This window comes from Litoreibacter ascidiaceicola, from assembly GCF_900129235.1.
Lineage (GTDB): Bacteria > Pseudomonadota > Alphaproteobacteria > Rhodobacterales > Rhodobacteraceae > Litoreibacter > Litoreibacter ascidiaceicola.
Map to the genome: position 1 here is coordinate 115650 of NZ_FQUV01000001.1, position 22626 is coordinate 138275.

Sequence of the window (22626 nt, forward strand, 5' to 3'; positions counted from 1 at the left end):
TTTGCCGGAAGATACGCAGGATACGGGTGGCGCGAAAGGGCGTAGCTGGACATAGTGGCAAAACACCGCTGGAGCCGCCCTGATGACCCTTCCCCTGATCCCGCTTGCCACCGTGCGCCATCACCATCTGGCGCGGCACCGTCTGTGCGAGACCCCGACAGGTGCTGGCAAGGGCCAAGACCTGCACCAGTTGATGCAGGACCTGACATTCGTGCAGCTCGACAGCATCAGCACCGTCGCGCGGGCGCATCACATGATTTTGCACGCAAGACGCACCAATTACCGCCCCAAGGCGCTGGACAAACTGATGTCCGACCGTCTCGCCTTCGAGCATTGGACCCATGATGCCTCGGTCATCGACATGGACAATTTCGGCCATTGGAAGCTGAAATTCGCCCGCGACGCCGTTACCCTGAAATCGCGCTACAAAAACTGGCGCCGTGACGGCTACGAGGAGAAGTTCAACGCCGTGTTGAAGCGGATCGCGGACCATGGGCCGTGCTGTTCGTCGGATGTGGGCGCGGATGAAAAGAAGGGCTCCGGCGGCTGGTGGGACTGGCACCCGTCGAAGACCGCGCTGGAGTATCTGTGGCGGTCCGGCAAGCTGTCGGTCTCGCATCGTCAAGGATTTCGCAAGTTCTACGACCTGACCGAGCGCGTGATCCCGCAGCCCCACCTGAGCACGCAGTATCTGCCCGAAGAGACAATCGCGCATACCTGCACCACCGCGCTGGATTGTTTGGGCTTCGCAACCGCGGGAGAAATCGCGGCGTTCTGGGACATCATCACCCCCGCTGAAGCCAAGCAGTGGTGCGCGGATGAACTGGCAGCGGGGCAATTGATCGAGGTTGAGTTGGAAACCGCCCAAGGCAAACCGCGCCGCTCCTTCGCGCGACCGTGCGTGCTGGAGGTGCCGTTAATGGAGCCGACCAAGCGCATTCGCATCCTGTCACCGTTCGATCCTGCGTTAAGGGACCGCAAACGCACCGAACGGCTGTTCGGGTTCTACTACCGGATCGAGGTTTTCGTGCCAGAGGCGAAGCGGCAATATGGCTATTATGTCTTCCCCGTTCTCGAAGGCGACCGCCTGATCGGGCGCATCGACATGAAGGCGGACCGTGCGCGCGGTGTGATGGCGGTGCGGGCGTTCTGGCCGGAGGCAGGATTGCGCATGGGGTCCGGTCGGGTCAAGGCGCTGACCACGGCGATCGAGCGCACGGCGCGGCTTTCAGCGGTCACAGATATGGAGTTTGCCCCCGACTGGATTCGGTAAAAGCTTGATCAAACGGCCTTTTCCGGCGATGAACGCTACAACCCTGCGGAGGTTCCCATGACCGAGACCCAGTTGCGCGAGCAGATTTGCCTGCTCGCCAAATCCATGTTTGATCGCGGCTTGACTGGTGGCTCCACCGGAAACATCTCTGCGCGCACCGAGGATGGCGGCTTGTTGGTTTCCCCCACGGGTACGTCCTTCGGGCGCTTGGATCCTGCCCGCTTGTCGCGCTTTGATGCGGATGGTGCGTTGATCGACGGTGACGCCCCGACCAAGGAAATGCCGCTGCATTCGGCCTTCTACGACACCCGTTCCAGCGCGGGTGCGGTTGTGCATTTGCACGCCTGCCATTCCGTCGCGTGGTCGATGATGCCGGATGCGGACGAAGACAACTTCCTGCCGCCCCTCACACCCTATGCGATCATGAAACTAGGCAAGGTCAAGCTGTTGCCGTTCTTCCTGCCGGGCGATCCGGCCATGGGCGAGGCCGTACGCGGGCTTGCGGGCAAGCGCTCTGCGGTGATGCTGGCCAATCACGGCCCCGTGGTCGCAGGTAAGGACGTGGAGGCCGCCTGCAACGCCATCGAGGAGCTGGAGGACACTGCCCGCCTTGCCATGTTGATGCGCGGCTATGATGCGCGGGCATTGAGCCCTGAGCAGGTGCAAAATCTTGTAGCAAAATTCGATGTGGAGTGGGACTGATGGTACAATTCTCGGCCAATTTGGGGTTCCTGTGGAATGATCTCCCCCTGCCCGACGCGATCCTTAAAGCCAAAGACGCGGGCTTCGTCGCAGTCGAACTGCACTGGCCCTACGCCACGCCATCGGCAGACGTCAGAGCCGCGCTGGACGAGACAGGGCTGCCTTGTCTTGGCTTGAACACCCAACGCGGTGATGTTGCGGGCGGTGACAACGGCTGTGCCGCCATACCGGGCCGAGAGGCGGAGGCGCGCGGCTATATCGACGAGGCACTCGCCTATGCCCGAGATATCGGTGCGCCGAATGTGCATGTGATGGCGGGCTTCACCGATCGCAGTACTGCGGCCAAAGCTACTTTTGCGCAAAACCTGCGCTATGCGTGCGCACAAGCGGCGCTGACGCAACGCACGATCCTGATCGAGCCATTGAACAGCCGCGACGCCAAGGGCTATCACATCGGGACAATCCCCGAGGCGCAGGAAGCACTTGCCGCGGTCGACCTGCCGAACCTGAAAATCATGTTCGACTGCTACCACTTGCAGATCATGCAGGGGGAGTTGGTGACGCTGTTTACGGGGTGTCAGAAGCACATCGGCCACGTCCAGTTCGCCGCCGTGCCAGACCGTGGCGAGCCTGATACCGGAGAGGTGGATTACAAGGTGCTGCTACCGGAATTGGAGCGTCTGGGCTGGAACGCCCCGTTCGGGGCCGAGTACAAGCCACGCGACACCATGGAAAGCGGCCTTAAGTGGATGAATTCTTACCGTTAGAAGTCGATCTTCATCTTGTTGACCAGCTGCGTCAGTGCTTTGAAATCAGCGTCTTTGCCGTCCAATCCCATCACTATACCCTCCAATTCAACCACCTGATCCACACTTAGAACGCTTCCTGCGAAGCGGCGGAATTTCTGCACAATTTCGGCCTCGGTCGGCTGCGGGTCAGGACCGCCCGACGCCTCAACCACGCCACTGTCGAAGCTGCGCCCGTCATGCAAGGTGACCTTGACCCGTGCCTGTCGCCGCGCAGGGTAATCGGCCTCCAGCGCGGTATCGACATGCGCAGAGGTGAGCCCAGTCAGCTTGATCAGGTCAGGGTCGCCAAATGCCTTTGGCATCACCTCGTCCACACCCACGACGCCGCGCGCGAAGGCGCAGGCGACGGGCCACGCCAGAGAATATTGCGCTTTAGGTGATGTGTCCGGCACCGAGGCGCTCAATTCCGCGCTATACTTGAAGGTATACACATCAATTGATGCAATGAGTTGTGGATCAATGTTAAACTTGGCACGTAACCCCAAGGCGGCATCAATCGGGGCGTGCGCCCAACGGCATATGGGATAGGGTTTCACATATTGCTGGCAGGTCAGCCAAACCTGCCCCAGATCCCCCCAAGACCCCTCCGCATCATCGAACTCGACCGTCGCAGCAGGGGCGCCGGTGAAGCCGTCTTCGGCAATTAGCACCGCATAAAGGCCAACAGGCGCGCCAAAACCGGTCCCGTCATGCAGCATAGTCGGGTTGGCAATTTCACGCATCATCTGGCTGCGTGGGGCGTGATATTCGGCAATGCCAAGCGCGTGGCGGAACACATCATCGCTCACCCCGCGCAAACGGGCGGCCATTGCAACACAGCCAAGCGCATTCCAGGCCCCCGATGTGTGATAGTCCGGCACCGTTGCGTGCAAGGCTTCCGCCGCGCGGTAGGCGATTTCGTAGCCTGCGATCATCAGCACCAACGCCTCGCGGCCAGACAGCTCCGGCGCGTCTTCTGCCAAGGCCAGCAATGCGGGCAATAAAGCCGCCCCTGCGTGCCCCTTGGACGGCTGCCAGCCATCATGCGCGTCGAGATTGTCGAGCTGGGTCGCCATGGCGAACGCAGCCCCCGGCAAAGACGCTTTGCGCCCGTCAAAGGCAATTCGCGCTGCGGGCGCATCAGGACCCGCCGCCCAGTGCCGCACCGCATGGTCGCGGGCGATACGTCCGGCATCCAGTCGATGTGCGGCGGCAAGAACCCCGATCAGGTCAAGCACCAGCAGTTTGGCCGTGGTCATCACCTCGGGCGGCATAGTCTTGGCATCCAGCCCGCGCAGCCACGCGTTTGACGTGTCGAAAACCGGCTTTGGGCCAGCGAGCGTTTCCATTTTGGTCATGGTATCTGCCTTAAAAGTCAGCCTACCCCCGTTCTAAATCCCGCATATCTGCCTCGCCTGTCATTAAGCGACGGATTTCGTCGTGTTCCACCTCAGCCTGTTCATCCCTGCGCAGGCGGCGGTGCTCCACCAATGGCCACCGTCAATCTGGACGCGGCAGCAACCACAGCCTCGCTCAGAGCCGCGACTTGCTCTGCCCCGACGCGGGTGGTCGGGCCGGACACCGAAATTCCCGCAATCGCCTCGCCGTGGATGTCAAAAACCGGAGCCGCAATGCAACGCATGCCGAGGTTCCGCTCCTCGCCGTCAATGGCGTATCCGCGCGCTTTGGAGAGGTGCAAGTCTTCCAGCAGCGCGGTGTGATCGGTCAATGTGAATTCGGTAAACCCTTCCAGCGGAGCCTTGGAGAGCAGTTTTCTGATACGCTGTTCTTCCATTTCCGCCAGCAGCGCCTTGCCAATGCCGGAGGCGTGCATGCGTGACAAGGTTCCGGGCGGGAAGAACGCGCGAATGCTGGCCGTTGTCTCGACCTGACTGACAAACAACACATGACCGTTCTGCTCGATGCCAAGATTGGCGGTCTCGCCTGTGTCTTCCATCAACGACCTCAAGACCGGACGCGCGCGCTCCACAAGGCTGGTGCGCCGCAGAAACCGCGCCCCGATCACAAAGGCGCGCGGGCCGATATGCCAGACCTGATCGTCTTGGTCGAACTCGACCAAGCCCCTGCCCTCCAGCGTCACCAAAATCCGGTACACCGTCGCCGGAGACTGGCTCAGGTCAGTCGCCAGCATGGTCAGGGTTTTGCCCTGCGCCTCGCTCAGGAATTCAAAAACCTCCATGGCGCGGTCGAGGGATTTAATCGTGTTCTGCGCGCTTTTATCATCCCAGTCCCGTGGCCGTCCGCGCGCTTTGCGATGACTGATTCCGGCATTATTTTTCGAATCCATAAGATACATCCAAATTTTGTGAAAAGCGTATTCACTGCATGAAAAATATAACCTTCTGACAATGCTCAATTTTCTACCAAAATGCAAAAATAAAAAACAATTTCAAAAAAATATCTCTTTGGAGCATGCGGCCCTAAGTTGGCCTCAACGTTTACAAGGAGACGATCATGAGCTTCCAGAACCCCGTATTCATTCCCGGTCCGACCAACATGCCAGAAGCGGTGCGTCAAGCCTGCTATATGCCGACGATCGACCACCGCTCGCCAACCTTTGGGAAAATCCTGCACCCGTGCCTTGAGGGTGTGCGGAAGGTTCTGAAGTCGAAAGATGCGAAGATCTTCATCTTCCCGTCGACCGGTACCGGCGGCTGGGAAACGGCCCTGTCCAACACTTTGAGCAAGGGTGACAAAGTTCTGGCTGCGCGCAATGGCATGTTCTCGCACCGCTGGATCGACATGTGCCAGCGCCATGGGTTGGACGTGCACGTTGTAGAGACCCCTTGGGGCGAAGGCATTCCGGCCGACAAATACGAAGAAATCCTGAAAGCGGACACCAAGCACGAGATCAAAGTCGTGCTGGCCACGCATAACGAGACCGCAACCGGCGTGAAATCCGACATCGCCGCCGTGCGCAAAGCACTCGACGCTGCGGGCCACCCTGCGATGCTGTTCGTAGACGGGGTTAGCTCCATCGCGTCGATGGATTTCCGCTTTGACGAGTGGGGCGTGGACGTCGCCATCACCGGATCGCAGAAAGGCTTTATGTTGCCAGCCGGTCTGGCCATCATCGGCTTCTCCGGCAAGGCCATCGCGGCTGCGGAAAAATCCGACCTGCCGACAACCTTTTTTGATATCAAAGACATGCAAAAGGGCTACGACGCCAACGCATTCCCATATACCCCACCGGTTGGCCTGATGAACGGCCTGAAACTGTCGCTCGACATGCTGTTGGAAGAGGGTCTGGAGAACGTGTTCGCCCGCCACCACCGCATCGCCGAAGGTGTCCGCAAGGCCGTCTCGGCTTGGGGGCTGGAGCTTTGCGCGGCCTCGCCTGATCTGTACTCCGACACGGTCAGCGCGATCCGCACGCCGGAAGGCTTCAACGCCACCGATATCGTGACCCATGCGGCTGACAAATACGACGTGGCCTTCGGTGTGGGCCTTGGCGAAGTTGCGGGGAAGGTCTTCCGCATCGGCCATTTGGGCAGCCTGACGGACGTGATGACGCTGAGCGGCTTGGCCACCGCCGAGATGTGCATGGTCGATCTGGGTCTGGATGTGAAACTGGGCTCCGGCGTCGCTGCAGCGCAAGAGTACTATCGCACCAACCCTGTGGCAGGCAAATAACGCCCGACGGGAGGAGAAACAGATGTATATTCCAACCTATCAAGACATGCTGGATGCTCACGAGCTGATCAAGCCCTACATCCACCGCACGCCCGTGATGACTTCGGATTACCTAAACGAGCTGACCGGCGCGCAGCTGTTCTTCAAATGCGAGAACTTTCAGACACCGGGTGCCTTCAAGGTACGCGGTGCCAGCAACGCGGTGTTCGGGCTGGACGCGGAACAAGCCAAGCTGGGTGTGGCGACACACTCGTCGGGCAACCACGCGTCCTGCCTCAGCTATGCGGCAAGCCGTCGTGGCATCCCTTGCAACGTGGTCATGCCACGCACAGCCCCGCAGGCGAAAAAAGACACCGTGCGGCGCTATGGCGGCGTGATCACTGAATGCGAGCCGTCGACGTCGTCGCGCGAAGAGACCTTCGCCAAGGTGCAAGCCGAAACCGGTGGCGACTTCGTCCACCCCTATAACGACCCGCGCGTGATTGCGGGCCAAGGCACCTGTGCGCGGGAGTTCATGGAGCAGACCGACGGTCTGGATATCGTGATGGCCCCTATCGGTGGCGGCGGCATGATCTCGGGCACCTGTCTGACCCTGTCAAACCAAGCGCCGGAAACGCAGATCATCGCAGCCGAGCCCGAGCAGGCGGATGACGCCTATCGCAGCTTCAAGGCCGGCCATATCATCGCCGATGACGCGCCCAAGACTATCGCAGACGGCCTGCTGGTGCCGCTGAAAGTCCTGACATGGCACTTCGTATCGAACCATGTGACCGATATTCTGACCGCGTCCGACCAAGAAATCATCGACGCGATGAAACTGACATGGAAGCATCTGCGGGTCGTCATGGAGGCTAGCTCCTCTGTGCCGCTGGCGACGATCCTGAAAAACAAAGACCGGTTCGCGGGTAAACGCGTCGGCATCATCATCACGGGCGGGAATGTCGATCTCGACATTCTGCCATGGCTCAAGTGAAGGGAGTTCAAGCAATGAACACACATGTAGATTTTAAAGACCTCGAAGTCGGCTACGACGTCCCCGCCCTGCCCGGTATGGACGAGGCCGACATCCAGACACCCTGCCTTGTGCTGGATCTGGACGCGCTGGAGCGCAATGTCAAAAAGATGGGCGACTTTGCGAAGGCTGCTGGCATGCGTCACCGTAGCCATGGCAAAATGCACAAATCGGTAGATGTGCAAAAACTGCAAGAGTCCCTTGGCGGGGCCTGCGGAGTGTGCTGCCAGAAGGTCTCCGAAGCAGAAGTATTCGCACGCGGTGGCATCAAGGACGTGCTGGTCTCTAACCAAGTGACACAGCCTGCCAAGATCAAACGCCTTGCCAACCTGCCCAAACTGGGTGCCCGCACCATCTGCTGCGTCGACGACCTCAACAACGTAGCCGACCTGTCCAAGGGCGCGGTTGAAGCTAGCACCCAGATTGAATGTCTGGTTGAAATCGACTGCGGCGCAGGCCGTTGCGGCGTGACAACCACACCGCAAGTGGTGGAATTGGCGAAAGCCATCGACGCCGCCGACGGGCTGAAGTTCTCGGGCATCCAAGCCTATCAGGGCGCGATGCAGCATCTCGACAGCTACGAAGATCGCAAGGGCAAAACCCAGATCGCCATCGATATGGTCCAAGACGCCGTGGATGCATTGAAGGCCGAAGGGTTGGAGTGCGACATAGTCGGCGGCGGCGGCACAGGCAGCTACTATTTCGAGAGCGCGTCGAACGTGTTCAACGAGTTGCAATGCGGCTCTTACGCTTTCATGGACGCCGATTATGGTCGTATTCTTGATAAAGACGGCAAGCGCATCGACGAAGGCGAGTGGGAAAACGCGCTGTTCATCCTGACCTCCGTTATGTCCCACGCCAAGGCTGACAAAGCCATCGTGGACGCCGGTCTGAAAGCACAATCCGTCGACAGCGGCCTGCCCACGATCTATGGCCGCGACGACGTGGAATACGTCAAATGCTCTGACGAGCATGGCGTGGTCTCCGACCCGAAGGGCGTCTTGAAGGTCAACGACAAGCTGCGCCTTGTTCCCGGTCACTGCGACCCGACCTGCAACGTGCATGACTGGTATGTCGGTGTCCGTAACGGCAAGGTCGAAACCCTGTGGCCCGTCTCGGCCCGCGGTAAAGCCTACTAAAACAAGACCCCCGTATGCGCCGTCAAAGGCGCGTGCGGGCGCGCGCATCCCAAAGGAAATAGCCCATGTTTATCGTCCCAGAACGCGAAATTGCCGACCTGATGACCCGCGACGCCGCTTTCGACGCTGTCGAAAGTGTGTTTGCCGCAATGGCGTCTAAAGACGCCTATAACTTCCCCGTCATTCGCGAGGCGATCGGCCACGAAGACGCGCTCTATGGCTTCAAGGGCGGGTTCGACAAAGCAGGCATGACGCTTGGCCTGAAGGCGGGTGGCTACTGGCCGAACAATCTCGAAAAACATGGCCATATCAACCATCAGTCCACGATTTTCCTGTTTAATCCAGACACTGGCATGGTCAGCGCCATGGTCGGCGGCAACCTGTTGACCGCCCTGCGCACCGCCGCCGCGTCATCGGTGTCGATCAAGCATCTGGCCCGCAAGGACGCGAAGGTCATGGGCATGGTGGGGGCCGGCCATCAGGCTACATTCCAGCTGCGCGCCGCCCTTGAGCAGCGTCAGTTCGAGAAAGTCATCGGTTGGAACTACCACCCCGAGATGCTGCCCAATATTGAGAAAATTGCCATTGAAGCGGGGCTGCCGTTTGAAGCGGTCGAGCTTGACGGCATGCGTGAAGCCGACGTGGTGATTTCCATCACCTCCACTTTTGCGCCGACCATCATGGCCGACCACATTGCACCCGGCACACATATCGCCTGCATGGGCACCGACACCAAAGGCAAGCAAGAGGTTGAGGCCGCCCTGCTCGCCCGCGCCACGGTCTTCACCGACGAGGTCGCGCAGTCCGTCAGCATCGGCGAGGCGCAGCACGCCGTCGCCCAAGGTCTGATCAAGGAAAGCGACGTGCACCAGCTTGGTGCGGTGATCAACGGCACCCACAAAGGCCGCACGTCTGACGATGAAATCACGTTGTTCGATGGCACGGGCGTTGGTTTGCAAGATTTGGCGGTCGCCGCGAGCGTTGTCGAATTAGCCGTCGCAAAAGGCGTTGCAATCGAGGTCGATTTCTAAGGGTAGGCCATTTGCATAAGTCTGAAATGTGAAACGCGCGCTCTTGGGCGCGCGTTTCAGTTTTTCGGCCGCTGGATACAGATCAGTGCCGTTTTTTCGGCGGCATCAGGTCGGTGATCGTCCCTTCAAACATTTCTGCTGCGAAGTTCACCGTTTCCGACAAGGTCGGGTGCGGGTGGATGGTGTGGCCCAGATCGGTCGCGTCGCAGCCCATCTCGATTGCCAGCGCCACCTCGGCGATCAGATCGCCCGCGTTGGTGCCGACGATAGCCGCGCCGACGACACGGTCGTCGGTCGGGTCAAACAGCACCTTGGTCATCCCTTCGGAGCGCGCGTTGGACAGCGCCCGACCGGACGCCGCCCATGGAAACACGCCCTTGCCGACTTTCAGACCTTTGGCCTTGGCTTCGGTTTCGGTGATCCCGACCCAAGCGACCTCGGGGTCGGTATAGGCCACCGACGGGATCACCAGCGCATCGAAGGCGCGGTTGTGTCCCGCGCAGACTTCGGCTGCGACCTTGCCTTCATGCACGGCCTTATGCGCCAGCATCGGCTGGCCGACCACATCGCCGATGGCGAAGATATGCGGCACGCCGGTGCGTTGCTGGTTGTCGACGGCGATGAAGCCGCGCTCGTCCACGGCGACACCTGCGGCTTCGGCGTTGATCAACTTGCCGTTCGGACGCCGCCCGACCGAGACGAGGACCTTGTCGAACGTGTCGGTCGTGACCTCGCCCTTGTCGTCCTCGAAGGTCACTTTAAGGCCCTTCTTCTGGGCCTCCATCGCGGTGACCTTGGTTTTTAGCATGATCTTCTCATACCGCTTGGCGATCCGCGTTTGCAGCGGTTTGACCATGTCCTTGTCGGCACCGGGCATCAGCTGGTCCATGAACTCGACGACGGAGATCTTCGCCCCGAGCGCGTCATAGACGCAGGCCATTTCCAAGCCGATGATACCGCCGCCAAGGATCAGCATGCGCTTGGGGATGTCCGCCAATTCCAACGCGCCCGTGCTGTCGAGCACGCGAGGATCATCATGCGGGATGAACGGCAACTCGACTGGCTCGGAGCCCGCCGCGATGATGCACTGATCGAAGCTGACCGTCTTGGTGCCGTCGTCGCCAGTGACCTCGATCATGTTGGGACCGGTGAAGCGCCCGGAGCCGCGCACGGTGGTTACCTTGCGGGCTTTCGCCAGACCGTCAAGGCCGCCAGTCAACTGCCCAACAACCGAGTCTTTCCAGCCACGCAGGGCGTCCAGATCAATCTTCGGCTTGGCGAAGGTGATGCCATGGGCCGACATCTCGTCCGCCTCGGTCAGGACCTTGGCCACGTGCAGCAACGCCTTGGACGGGATACAGCCCACGTTCAGGCACACACCGCCAAGGGTCGGATTCTTCTCGATCAGCACGACATTCTTGCCCAGATCCGCCGCGCGGAATGCAGCCGTGTAGCCCCCCGGGCCGGAACCCAGAACAACGACTTCGGCGTGGATATCGCCCGGTCCGGTGGCCGTGCCAGTGGCCGCAGTCGCGACCGGAGCAGCGGGTGCTTCGGCTGCGGGCGTTGCCTCAGCCGGAGCTTCCGCCGCACCAGCGCCTTCAAACACCATGATGACAGCGCCCATAGACACCTTGTCGCCTTCGGCAACCTTAATCTCTTTTACCACGCCAGCGGCGGGGCTTGGCACTTCCAGCGTGGCCTTGTCGCTTTCCAATTCGATCAGCGGGTCTTCGGCAGCGACAGTGTCGCCGACCGAAACCAGAACGCTAACCACGGGCACATCGGTGAAATCACCGATATCAGGAACCTTGATTTCCATCTGAACGCCCCCCCCTACAACATCAACCGGCGGACGTCGCCGAGCAGGTGTTTCAGCGACGCGTTGAAGCGTGCACCCAATGCGCCGTCTATGGCGCGGTGATCGAAGGACAGCGACAAGGGCTGCATCAGGCGGGGCACGAATTCCTCGCCATTCCAGACAGGGGCCATCTTGGCGCGGGTCAGGCCAAGGATCGCAACCTCGGGCGCGTTGACGATGGGCGTGAAGCCCGTGCCGCCAATGCCACCCAAAGACGAGATCGTGAAGGTAGCCCCCTGCATGTCGGGGCCTTTCAGCTTGCCCTCGCGGGCTGCCAATGACAGCGAGCCAAGCTCCTTGGAAATCTCGACGATCCCCTTGCGGTCGGCATCCTTGATCACCGGAACCATCAGGCCTTGTGGCGTATCCGCCGCAAACCCGATGTTGTAGAAGTTCTTCTTTATCAGCTTGTCGCCATCGGGGTGGATCGAGGAATTGACCTCCCAATGCTCTTTCAGGGCCGAGACGCAGGCCTTGATCACGAAGCTGAGCAACGTGACGCGGTAACCCTGCTCTTTGGCCGCCGTGTCGAGTTCCTTGCGGTATTTGTCCAGCTCGGTGATATCCGCCTCTTCATCCACAGTAACGTGCGGAATGTTGAGCCAAGCGCGGTGCAGCGCGGGGCCGGACAGCTTTTTGATGCGGGGCATCTCGACGTCTTCGACGGGGCCGAATTTCGAGAAGTCCACGACTGGCATTTGGGGGATGCCCATGCCGCCACCGCTTGCGCCCGCAGGGGCAGAAGCCGTGTTGGATTTCAGGAACTTGGTCACGTCCTCGCGCAGGATACGACCCTTGCGGCCCGTACCGTTCACCTTGGTGATGTCGATTTCCAACTGGCGCGCAAAGGCGCGCACGGACGGGGATGCGTGGGATTTGGAGAAGCCGCTATCGACCACCGCTGCCGGAGCTGCCGAAACGGGGGCTGCCGCAGGAGCAGGTGCCGCTGCCGGAGCAGCAGGTGCGGGTGCTGCCTCGGCCGCAGGAGCCGCAGCACCCGCCGCGTCGCCTTCAAGCACCAGCAGAACCGAGCCCATAGACACCTTGTCGCCTTCGGCCACTTTGATCTCTTTGACCACACCGGCGGCAGAGCTTGGCACTTCCATGGTGGCCTTGTCGCTTTCCAGCTCTACCAGCGGGTCTTCCACCGCAACGGTGTCACCAACGCTGACCAGAATCGAGACCACCGGCACTTCGTCGAAGTCACCGATGTCAGGGACTGTAATTTCAATAGTCATATGTTTGTTCCTTCTCTCAGGCGCTGATTAAGCGAGCCGTGGGTTCGGCTTGGCGCCGTCGATGTCGTATTTCTTGAGGGCTGCTTCCAAGTCTTTCTTGGTCACGTTGCCCGCCTTGTAGAGATCCACCATCGCCGCCGCGGCAATGTGATTTGCATCCACCTCGAAGAAGCGGCGCAGATTGACCCGGCTGTCGGAGCGGCCAAAGCCGTCCGTGCCCAGCACGGTGTAGGACCCCGGCACAAAGGCGCGGATTTGTTCGGCGTAGTTCTTCATGTAATCCGTCGCCGCGATGATCGGGCCTTGGGCCTTGCTCAGGGCTTGGGTCACATATGGCACTTGGCTGTCCATCAGCGGATTCAGCCTGTTGTGGCGTGCTGCGTCCTGACCGTCGCGGGCCAACTCGTTGAACGAGGTGGCCGACCAGATGTCGGAAGTAACGCCAAAATCGTCTTTCAGCATCTTCGCCGCCTCGATCGCCTGCACCAGAATGGTGCCGGAGCCCATCAGGTTGACGTGTTTCTTGCCCGGCTTCTTGGTCTCGGACATGCGGTAGAGTCCGCGCAGGATCCCCTCCTCCGCGCCCATTGGCATATCGGGATGGCTGTAATTCTCGTTCATCAGGGTGATGTAGAAGGTGATATCTTCCTGATCGACGAACATGCGCTGCAGGCCGTTATGGATAATCACCGCAACCTCGTAGCTGAAGGTCGGATCATAGGTGACGCAGTTCGGAATGGTGCCTGCCAGAATGTGGCTGTGGCCATCCTCGTGTTGGAGCCCCTCGCCGTTCAGCGTGGTCCGGCCTGCCGTTGCCCCCAAAAGGAAGCCCCGCGCGCGGCTGTCGCCTGCGGCCCATGCCAAGTCACCAACACGCTGATGCCCGAACATCGAGTAGTAGATGTAGAACGGGATCATAGGCACGCCGTGGTTGGAATACGACGTCGCCGCCGCGATCCAGTCGGCCATGGCGCCGGCCTCGTTGATGCCTTCCTGCAGGACCTGACCGTCGGTCGTTTCCTTGTAGAACATCATCTGGTCGGCATCTTCAGGCGTGTAGTTTTGCCCCAGCGGGTTATAAATCCCGGCCGAGCGGAACAGCCCTTCCATCCCGAATGTGCGGGACTCGTCGGGCACAATCGGCACCACGAACTTGCCGATGGTCTTGTCGCGCAGCAGCGTCGTCAGAATGCGCACATAGGCCATCGTCGTCGAGATTTCCCGATCGCCCGTGCCTTTCAATTGCGCCTCGAACTTCGTCAAAGGTGGTATTTCCAGCTTCGGCGCATCACGCCATTCGCGTTTCGGGAACGCTCCGCCAAGTGCCGTGCGACGGTCCGCCAGATACGCTTTCTGTGAGTTGTTCAACGCCACAAACGGCGCTTTCAGCAGGTCTTCGTCCGAGACGGGAATGTCGAACCGGTCACGGAAGTCACGCAGCTGGTTGTCGGCGAACTTTTTGGCTGAGTGGGTCGTGTTCTGCCCCTCGCCCGCCGTCCCCATGCCATAGCCTTTGACCGTTTTGATCAACAGACAGGTCGGCTGGCCCTTGGTGTCGCTGGCTTTCTTGAACGCCGTATACACCTTCTGCGGATCATGTCCGCCACGCCGCAACGCCCAGATTTGCTCGTCGCTCCAGTCGGCCACCAAGGCCGCCGTTTCGGGATATTTGCCGAAGAAGTGCTTGCGAATATAAGCGCCGTCTTTCGACTTGAAGGTCTGGTAATCGCCATCGACGGTCTCGTCCATCAACTGCTTGAGACGTCCGGTGCTGTCATTTTCCAGCAGATCATCCCAACCCTTACCCCAGAGCAGCTTGATCACGTTCCAACCGGCCCCGCGGAAGTCGCCTTCCAGTTCCTGCACAATCTTGCCGTTGCCGCGTACCGGCCCGTCAAGGCGTTGCAGGTTGCAGTTCACCACGAAGATCAGGTTGTCCAAGCCTTCGCGCGCCGCCAGATCAATCGCGCCACGGCTTTCCGGCTCGTCCATCTCGCCATCGCCGAGGAATGCCCAGACCTTGCGGTCGGCCATGTCGATATGGCCACGGTTGTGCATGTATTTCATGAACCGCGCCTGATAGATCGCCATCAGCGGGCCAAGGCCCATCGAGACGGTCGGGAATTGCCAATAATCCGGCATCAGCCACGGGTGCGGATAGGAGGACAAACCGCCACCATCCACTTCGGACCGGAAGTTCTCCAGCTGCTCCTCGCTGATCCGGCCCTCCATGAACGACCGCGCATAGATGCCCGGGATCACGTGGCCTTGGAAGAACACCAGGTCGCCGCCGTGGATCGCGGATTTGGAGCGCCAGAAGTGGTTCAGCCCGATGTCATACATAACTGCCGACGATGCGAAGGACGCGATATGTCCGCCGTATTCGCTGCTTTCCTTGTTGCGGCGCACAACCGTCGCCATCGCGTTCCAGCGGTTGATCGTGCGGATACGCCATTCCATGTCCAGATCGCCCGGCACGGCCAGCTCGTCATCGGCAGGAATGGTGTTCTGATACGGCGTCGTGGCGGAAAACGGCAGCGTGGCCCCTGCAGCGCGCGCTTGCTGAACCGCTTTGTCCAGCAGGTAGTGGGCACGGTTTGCGCCATCTTTTTCGATCACATCCTGAATGGATTCCTGCCATTCCTGACTCTCGATCGGATCAATGTCGGTGTTCTGGATTGTCATTCTGTATCTCCGATAGACGCGCGGAATTGGGTCAGTGTCAGTATTCAGACGCGAACCGCTTGGCGTCTGGTTTTGAGTCAAAAAAGCCGGGTCACATCCCCGGCCTGCTGTAGAAAATCGAGTTGTCGCGCTGCCCCATGACACAATCTGGCAACGAGATGACAGCTTTCCGGATTGCTGCAATGCAACCTGCGGCACTGGGGCCGATACCACCAGATGGGCTTGAGAATGGGTAAATCATTTTTCCTCCGGTTTTCCTACGATACCCATTACTGAGGGCGCGCCAACCGGATTCTTTTGCCCTGATGAGATATGTCTCCGGCAACCAGAGCCCTAACGAACGCAGTAAATGTGCCCTCAGGGCATGTCAGGTTTCGTTGTTTGTATTTCGAAGCAACTAAATTGTTTGTCAAAATAAACGCGAAGGTATCTTTGCGAAGGGCGTAGCCTTGCCAGACCGGAAGCGCCTAGCGCGGCAATTGTTCCGGTAACCTTGTTTTTTTGATCACGCCACTGATGCGGTCGAAAACAAACTCCATGAACAGGCGGGTTTTTGGGTCTTGGTGGCGGCGATGGGTAAACAGGCACGCCATCTGGATCGGCTCGGGCGGTGTCTCTTCGCCCACCACAACCAACTCGCCCGACTTCAGATACTCGGCCACTTCGAAGACAGGTTTCAGCGTGATGCCCTGCCCCGCCAATGCCCAATCCACTAAAATGTCACCATCGTCACATTCGTAATGCCCCGACGCGCGATATCGTTTCGGGCCCGCTTTGGTCATCAACGGCCATTGAAACTCGGCCGCGCCGGGAAAGCGAAGGTTCAGGCATTCATGCTTGTCCTTGACGATCTCGTCGCCTGACCGAGGATGTCCGTGTTTCTCGATATAGTGTGGCGAGGCACACAACACACGCTGGACGTCGGCGATTTTCTTGATGCGAAGGGTGCTGTCTTCGGGCTGGCCTAGGAAATAGGCAAGGTCCAAGCCTTCCGTGGTCAGGTCCACCGTTCTGTCCGTCAGTCTTAGCCGAACGCTCACTTCGGGATACTCAGCCAAAAAGGCAGGAACTTGCGGCGCGATCAGCCGTCGGCCAACCCCCAACGGGGCCGCCACATAAAGCGAGCCGCGCGGGTAGTCGGTGATGTCGACGACTTGCGCCTCCGCGGCCTCTACGGATTCCAGTACGGTACACGCCCCGCCGTAAAACACCTTGCCTTGCTCTGTCGGGGCCAGATTTCGCGTGGTCCGCTGGAACAATCGCACCCCCAGATGCTGCTCTAGTTGCGATATCCGCGAGGACGTCACCGCAGGCGAAATGCGCAAATCCCGACCGGCAGCAGACATGCTGCCTAGCTCGTAGACTCGGACAAATGTGCGGATATTATCTAGATAAGACATTGTTTTGTTTTTTTTGATGCTGCTTGGTGTTTTGTAACAATACAAGAATAACGCAGGCACGCCTAGAGTGTGAATGAACTCGAATCGTGGGAGGATGCTATGTACGACCTGGCTATCATGTGGGACTGGATCGCTTTCTCGGTCCGCTGGTTACATCTAATCACCGCGATGGCGTGGATCGGTGCATCCTTCTATTTCATCGCCCTTGATCTGGGCCTGCGCAAAGCCCCCAACATGCCCGTAGGTGCGCATGGCGAAGAATGGCAGGTGCATGGCGGCGGGTTCTACCACATCCAGAAATATCTGGTCGCCCCCGAGAACATGCCGGAGCATCTGATCTGGCACAAATGGCAAAGCTACATCACCTGGGTGTCCGGTGCAGCCATGCTGATGATCGTCTATTGGGTCGGCGGTGAGCTGTATCTTCTTGACCCGACCAAAGCCGAATTGAGCTTGTGGCAAGGCATCGCGATCTCCGGCGGCTCCCTGACCATCGGCTGGCTGGCCTACGACTTCATGTGCAAATCCAAGCTGAGCGAGCAACCTACCCTGCTGATGCTGCTGCTATTCGTGATCCTTGTGATCATGTCATGGGGCTACAACCAGATTTTCACAGGCCGCGCCGCCCTGCTGCATCTGGGTGCCTTCACCGCGACGATCATGACTGCGAATGTGTTCTTCCAGATCATGCCGAACCAGCGGATCGTCGTGGCCGACCTTAAGGCAGGCCGCACACCGGACGCCAAGTATGGCAAGATCGCCAAAGTGCGCTCCACCCATAACAATTACCTGACCCTGCCAGTCGTGTTCCTGATGCTGTCCAACCACTACCCGCTGGCTTTCGGGACGCAATATGCGTGGATCATTGCCAGCCTGATCTTCCTGACCGGTGTCACCATCCGTCACTACTTCAACACCATGCACTCCACCGGCAAAGGTCCGAACTGGACTTGGGGCGTGACCGTGGTTTTGATGATCGTGATCGCGTGGCTGTCCACCGTGCGCACCGGCGAGACATGGGAAGAGGCCGAGGCTCGCCCCCTGACCGCCTATGAGGAGAAATTCGCCTCCGCCGCCTCGTTCGAGGACGCTTACGACACTGTCGTCGGAAACTGCTCGATGTGCCATGCACGCGAGCCCGTCTGGGATGGGATGCTGTGGGCGCCCAAAGGTGTCTACCTTGAAACCAAAGGCGACGTTGCGCGGCACGCCAGCGAGATTTACCTTCACGCAGGTGTCAGCCACGCCATGCCGCCGCCCAACGCAGTCCAGATGGATCTGGAGGCCCGCGCGACGATCATCGCCTGGGTCCGCGAAGTCCGCACTGGTGGTTAACCGCGCCTCCAGGGAGTAACGCCCAAAGATCGCAGTTCGCCCAAGGCGACCAGATGAAACTCTACAAAATGGGGTGGTGGCGGACAGACAGGGATTCGAACCCTGGAGACGGTCTCCCGCCTACACACTTTCCAGGCGTGCGCCTTCGACCACTCGGCCACCTGTCCGTGGCGCAGGGTGTAGCCAAAAGCACAGGGGAAGCGCAAGGGGCAATTCCGCTCTTTTCAAGAAGAGTTAAGCGCCGCAGTGCAACCGCATCACACTAGCTTTCAAGATGCAGGTGCACCCGTCTGTTGTTGCGGCCCTTGTTTTCGATTTTGCCGATCCGAACAGGGCCAATTTCCGCGCTGCACGCCACATGGGTGCCGCCACAGGGTTGCAGGTCGATTTGCTCGGCTTCATCCCCGATACGAACCAGACGCACGCGCCCTGCCCCTTTGGGCGGCTGCACGGACATGGTTTTGACGAGGCCGGGATTGGCCTCAAGTTCCGCATCCGTGATCCATTGTTCCGAGATCAGCAGATCGCGCTCAATCAGCGCGTTCAGCGCCTGTTCAAGCGCGGCCTTGTCTTCGGGCGGCTCGGGCATGTCAAAATCCAGCCGGCCTTTTTCGGTGCCGATCTGGCCACCTGTCACACCTAGCGGGATCACAACCGACAACAGATGCAGCGCCGTATGCACCCGCATATGCGCATGACGACGATCCCAGTCGAGGATTTGGGTCACCTGCATGCCGGTCTCCGGCATCGGGTCACCCTCTTGCACGATCAGCACAACCTCGTCGCCTGTGCCTTTCCGTGCGTCCACAATGGCGCAACTTGCACCCGCCCAGTCCAGTCGCCCCATGTCACCCGGCTGTCCGCCACCCGTGGGGTAGAACAACGCGCGATCCAAGATCACGCCCTGCTCGGTGACGGCGGCAACCATTGCTTTGGCTTCTTTCAGATAGGCATCGTCGCGAAACAACAGGCTCATAACTTTGGTCCCTGCTTTGGCGCCGGTTTTTCGGTCGCAGGCTTCTTGGCTGCTGACTTCTTCGCCTCTGGCTTCTTCTCCGCAGGTTTCTTCTCCGCTGACGCTTGCAGCGCCTCGGGGTTGCGCAGCCAGACGTCGCGCTGTGCGAAGGGTATTTCGATCCCCTCTTCGGCGAAGCGGCGTGCAATCTCGTGGTTCATCTCGGATGGCACATGGGTCACATAGTTCACGTCGCGGATAATCGCGCGGATCTCGAAATCCAGCGAATCCGCACCAAAGCCACGGAACAGCACGCTGGGCGGCGGGTTCAGGATCACCAGCGGTTCGGCTTCCGCAATCTCGCGCAAAATCCGCTCGACCCGTTTGGTGTCCGTCCCATAAGCCACCCCGACCGAGACGATGATCCGTCCCGTCAGATTGCCCTTGGTCCAGTTCGTCACCGAGGTCGAAATCAGGTCCGCGTTGGGCACGATCACGTCGCGGCGATCAAAGGTCTCGACCCGCGTCGCACGCACCGAGATGTCGCGCACCACGCCCATGGTGCCCCCGACCTCGATCCAGTCGCCCTCGGAAATCGGGCGCTCGATCAACAAGATAATGCCGGACACGAAGTTTGACACGATGGTTTGCAGCCCGAAGCCGATACCAACAGACAGCGCACCTGCGACAATCGCCAGAGAGGACAAGTCAATCCCTGCGCTGGTGATGGCAATCAGGGCGGCAAGGAAAATACCGATATAGCCCGTTCCGGCCACCATGGCGTTGCGCCCGCCCGTGTCGAGATCGGTGCGCGGAAGGATCTGCGTGCGCAGTGTGCCTTGCATCAGGCGGGTCAGGCCGTAGCCTGCCGCGAAGATCACCGCGAATTTCAGGAAATCGACGGGCGAGATGCGGCTGTCGCCCAATTGCACGCCCGACGCCACCATCGTCCACGCTTCGCTCAGATCGGTGACACGCGCGCCCCAGATCAACGCCAGAAGCGGCAGGGAGCATAGGGTTAGGGCGAAGCCGATCAGCACCGGAATAAGCCCGTTGCTGCCTGCTTCTTCTCCGCGGATCATCGAGTAGATGTCACGCACAAGTCTTTGCAGGATCGCGACACCCGCCATCACCGCAAGGGTCAGATAGGTGGAATACACCAGCACGTTGCCCGCGTAAGTGTAGCCAATTATCGCCAGCAGCGGCCCGACGATGGCCACGATGCGCGCCGCGCGGCCAAGATACCGAAGAACCAGCCCGTTGGGGCCGTCCGGACCTATGCTTTGCTCTTCGGCGTCGCTGGCTTCAGCCGACTGGACCTGTGCCGCCTTCGCCGAAACCACCATCAATGTTGCAATGCGGAACAAGAACAGCCCCGCCAGTATGATCACCGGCAGGCCAAGAACGGATGCGGCAGCATCGGTCAGCAGATCGGTTAACAACAGCCCGCCGATCGCCGCATTGGCCGCGATGAATAGCCCTGCGAAGTTGATCAACACGCGAATTTGCAGCCCTTGCCCTTCAGCCAAAGTCAGCAACGGATGCGGTGGATAGGCAGGTGGTGCAATCTGACGGGCAAGCCAGCGTGCTACATAGATGATGATGACCACGGCTGACAGAATTTCCAGAACCGCGTCGCCAGCGACACCGGTCAACTCGCTTTGATCAGCTGCTTCAAGGATCAGCGTCAACCCGACAATCGGCAAGATGAGCGAGGCCAGCGAAATCAGGAACACGCCGACCCGAACACGGGCGCGACTGGCGTGGCGACTGTCGCGCAGCTTGGCCAGACCGCGTTCGACCCACGCGCCGCCTCGAACGACAAAAATCAGCCCCGTCACCAGTAAAACAAGGATCAGGGGCAAGCTGCCTTTCAAGGTTTCATAGCGTTTCGCCGAGGCCAGGTTGGACTTCACCTCGGTGACAACCTTAGCCCCGACCTCTGCCACCGACAGTATGGCACCGGACCACAATGCAGGGTTCAGGGGCGTGGAATTCAGTTCCAGAAACTGGTTTGTCTGACGGTCCCTCACGCTGCTATCGAGCCGTGAAATAAGGCCGTCGGCCCGCGTATAGGCTTCCTCGGCGCGCCGGATCGGGGCGGTCGCGGAATCAAGCTCCGTTGTCAGTTCTGCACGTCGGCTGGCGATCTCTTCAGGCTCGCTTTCCCCTTCGGCGGGCAAAGGACCCAAAGCGCTGATCTGGCTTTTGAGTGTGGATATGCGGTCCTTGTTTACGCTTTGACGGCGCAAAAACACCTCGCGCCACGAGGCAAGCTGCTCACGCAGGGATTGCAGCCCCTCGACCGAGGCGCGGTCTTGCACCAGCACCTCGTCAGCACGCGTTGCATCACGCTCCCATGCGTCATAATCCGGCGCGCCACTTTGGGTCGTAACCGCCTGCGCCAACACAGGGCCCTGTCCGGCGACGACGCCAAAACACAAGGTAAGCGCGACAAGGAAAGCGCGCAGTAACGTCAAACGGGCCATCTATTCGAACACGCTCGGCATGGGCTGTGGCGCACGCGCCAGCCATTCAGGGTATGGCAGCCCCTTCTCTTTCAGGAACTCCGGGTTCCACAGTTTTGACTGATACCGAGTGCCGTAGTCACACAGGATGGTCACGATGGTATGGCCCGGTCCCATATCTTTCGCCTGACGGATCGCCCCGGCGATATTGATGCCGGACGAGGCACCGAGGCACAGCCCTTCATGTTGCAGCGTGTCGAACACAATCGGCAGCGCCTCTTCGTCGGGGATCTGATAATTGTAGTCCGGCGTCAGCCCTTCAAGGTTCTTGGTGATGCGCACCTGACCGATCCCTTCGGCGATGGAGCCGCCATCCATGGTCAGCTCCCCCTTCGTGTACCAGTCATACAGTGCCGCCCCCATCGGGTCCGCCAAGCCGATCTTCACGCCCTTCGGCTGCAACGCCATGGCGATCCCCGCCAAGGTGCCACCAGAGCCGACTGCGCAGATAAAGCCGTCGACCTTGCCGCCGGTTTGCTCCCAAATCTCCGGACCTGTGGTCTCGATATGGGCCTGACGGTTGGCCACGTTGTCAAATTGGTTCGCCCAGATCGCGCCGTTCGGCTCGGTTTCGTTCAGCTTCTTGGCCAAACGCTCCGAATAGCGCACGAAATTGTTCGGTTTGCGGTAAGGTGCGGCTGGCACTTCGACCAGCTCCGCCCCCGCAAGGCGTAGCATGTCTTTCTTTTCCTGACTTTGCGTCTCGGGGATGACGATCACGGTCTTGAAGCCCATCGACGCGCCGACCAGTGCAAGGCCGATGCCCGTGTTGCCCGCGGTGCCTTCGACAATCGTGCCACCGGGCTTCAACGCACCAGAGGCAATCGCATCCCGAATGATATAGAGCGCAGGCCGGTCCTTGACCGACTGACCGGGGTTCATGAATTCGGCTTTGCCCAGTATTTCGCAGCCCGTCGCCTCGCTGGCGGCGTTCAATCGGATAAGGGGCGTGTTGCCCACCAACTCGGCTAGGTTTTTCTTGATAGCCATCTGCGAAACTCCTGTTCAGCGCTTGCCCTTTGATA

17 protein-coding genes and 1 tRNA gene are annotated in these 22626 nt (G+C 59.8%); 8 read left to right on the forward strand and 10 right to left on the reverse strand.

Translation table 11 applies throughout. The features are described from left to right. The first annotated feature begins 82 nt into the window (after positions 1-82). Genes BUB72_RS00480 through BUB72_RS00490 form a run of 3 tightly spaced genes read left to right on the forward strand, consistent with a single transcriptional unit; the run spans position 83 to position 2742 of the window. Entirely contained in the window at positions 83-1273 is a 1191-nt protein-coding gene (locus BUB72_RS00480; protein ID WP_073138814.1) for a winged helix-turn-helix domain-containing protein, read from the forward strand. A 57-nt stretch (positions 1274-1330) separates the two neighbouring features. Beyond that, positions 1331-1975, forward strand: a complete 645-nt coding sequence (gene otnC, locus BUB72_RS00485) for a 3-oxo-tetronate 4-phosphate decarboxylase (protein ID WP_073138818.1) — start codon at positions 1331-1333, stop codon at positions 1973-1975. Continuing rightward, a complete protein-coding gene (locus tag BUB72_RS00490; RefSeq protein ID WP_073138821.1) occupies positions 1975-2742 on the forward strand; it encodes a hydroxypyruvate isomerase family protein in 768 nt (255 codons plus the stop codon). Before otnC ends, BUB72_RS00490 begins: the two co-directional genes overlap by 1 nt. Here the strand turns inward: BUB72_RS00490 and BUB72_RS00495 are convergent. Further along, complete coding sequence (locus tag BUB72_RS00495; RefSeq protein ID WP_139250579.1) at positions 2739-4121, reverse strand: MmgE/PrpD family protein; 1383 nt, start codon at positions 4119-4121, stop codon at positions 2739-2741. The genes BUB72_RS00490 and BUB72_RS00495 overlap by 4 nt on opposite strands. Positions 4122-4222: 101 nt before the next feature. Next, positions 4223-5071 (reverse strand): HTH-type transcriptional regulator BhcR, encoded by an 849-nt coding sequence (gene bhcR / locus BUB72_RS00500; protein WP_073138824.1) that lies wholly within the window; start codon positions 5069-5071, stop codon positions 4223-4225. Positions 5072-5238: 167 nt separating this feature from the next. Here bhcR and bhcA point away from each other — a divergent pair, with 167 nt between their 5' ends. The 4 genes from bhcA to bhcD all read left to right on the forward strand — a co-directional run bounded on the left by bhcA (position 5239) and on the right by bhcD (position 9599). Further along, complete coding sequence (bhcA, locus tag BUB72_RS00505; RefSeq protein WP_073138827.1) at positions 5239-6417, forward strand: L-aspartate--glyoxylate aminotransferase BhcA; 1179 nt, start codon at positions 5239-5241, stop codon at positions 6415-6417. A 22-nt stretch (positions 6418-6439) separates the two neighbouring features. After that, the gene (gene bhcB / locus BUB72_RS00510) at positions 6440-7390 is read left to right on the forward strand and encodes a beta-hydroxyaspartate dehydratase BhcB (protein ID WP_073138830.1); all 951 of its coding nucleotides are present in this window, start codon (positions 6440-6442) and stop codon (positions 7388-7390) included. 14 nt (positions 7391-7404) lie between these two features. After that, on the forward strand, positions 7405-8568 hold the full coding sequence (bhcC, locus tag BUB72_RS00515; protein ID WP_073138833.1) for a 3-hydroxy-D-aspartate aldolase BhcC: 1164 nt from the start codon (positions 7405-7407) through the stop codon (positions 8566-8568). Between the two features lie 65 nt (positions 8569-8633). Next, positions 8634-9599, forward strand: a complete 966-nt coding sequence (gene bhcD / locus BUB72_RS00520; RefSeq protein ID WP_073138836.1) for an iminosuccinate reductase BhcD — start codon at positions 8634-8636, stop codon at positions 9597-9599. An 82-nt stretch (positions 9600-9681) separates the two neighbouring features. Here bhcD and lpdA read toward each other — a convergent pair whose 3' ends face one another. The 4 genes from lpdA to BUB72_RS00540 form a co-directional block, all read right to left on the reverse strand. Next, the gene (lpdA, locus tag BUB72_RS00525) at positions 9682-11421 is read right to left on the reverse strand and encodes a dihydrolipoyl dehydrogenase (RefSeq protein WP_073138839.1); all 1740 of its coding nucleotides are present in this window, start codon (positions 11419-11421) and stop codon (positions 9682-9684) included. A gap of 14 nt (positions 11422-11435) precedes the next feature. Further along, positions 11436-12698 (reverse strand): 2-oxo acid dehydrogenase subunit E2, encoded by a 1263-nt coding sequence (locus BUB72_RS00530; protein WP_073138842.1) that lies wholly within the window; start codon positions 12696-12698, stop codon positions 11436-11438. A 27-nt stretch (positions 12699-12725) separates the two neighbouring features. Beyond that, positions 12726-15383, reverse strand: coding sequence for a pyruvate dehydrogenase (acetyl-transferring), homodimeric type (gene aceE, locus BUB72_RS00535; RefSeq protein WP_073138845.1), 2658 nt, complete (start codon positions 15381-15383; stop codon positions 12726-12728). A 467-nt stretch (positions 15384-15850) separates the two neighbouring features. Then, a complete protein-coding gene (locus BUB72_RS00540; protein ID WP_073140411.1) occupies positions 15851-16783 on the reverse strand; it encodes a LysR family transcriptional regulator in 933 nt (310 codons plus the stop codon). A 99-nt stretch (positions 16784-16882) separates the two neighbouring features. Here BUB72_RS00540 and BUB72_RS00545 point away from each other — a divergent pair, with 99 nt between their 5' ends. After that, on the forward strand, positions 16883-18118 hold the full coding sequence (locus BUB72_RS00545; protein ID WP_073138848.1) for a urate hydroxylase PuuD: 1236 nt from the start codon (positions 16883-16885) through the stop codon (positions 18116-18118). A gap of 77 nt (positions 18119-18195) precedes the next feature. Here BUB72_RS00545 and BUB72_RS00550 read toward each other — a convergent pair. From BUB72_RS00550 to BUB72_RS00565, 4 genes are all read right to left on the reverse strand, one after another. Beyond that, positions 18196-18285: transfer RNA gene (locus BUB72_RS00550), tRNA-Ser, on the reverse strand. A gap of 95 nt (positions 18286-18380) precedes the next feature. After that, positions 18381-19094 carry an alanyl-tRNA editing protein gene (locus BUB72_RS00555; protein WP_073138851.1) on the reverse strand — a complete coding sequence of 238 codons (714 nt, stop codon included), beginning with the start codon at positions 19092-19094 and terminating at the stop codon, positions 18381-18383. Continuing rightward, positions 19091-21562 (reverse strand): DUF3772 domain-containing protein, encoded by a 2472-nt coding sequence (locus BUB72_RS00560; RefSeq protein ID WP_073138855.1) that lies wholly within the window; start codon positions 21560-21562, stop codon positions 19091-19093. The genes BUB72_RS00555 and BUB72_RS00560 overlap by 4 nt, the downstream gene beginning before the upstream one ends. Continuing rightward, on the reverse strand, positions 21563-22591 hold the full coding sequence (locus BUB72_RS00565) for a cysteine synthase A (RefSeq protein ID WP_073138858.1): 1029 nt from the start codon (positions 22589-22591) through the stop codon (positions 21563-21565). It lies immediately after the preceding gene. Positions 22592-22626 lie beyond the last annotated feature (35 nt).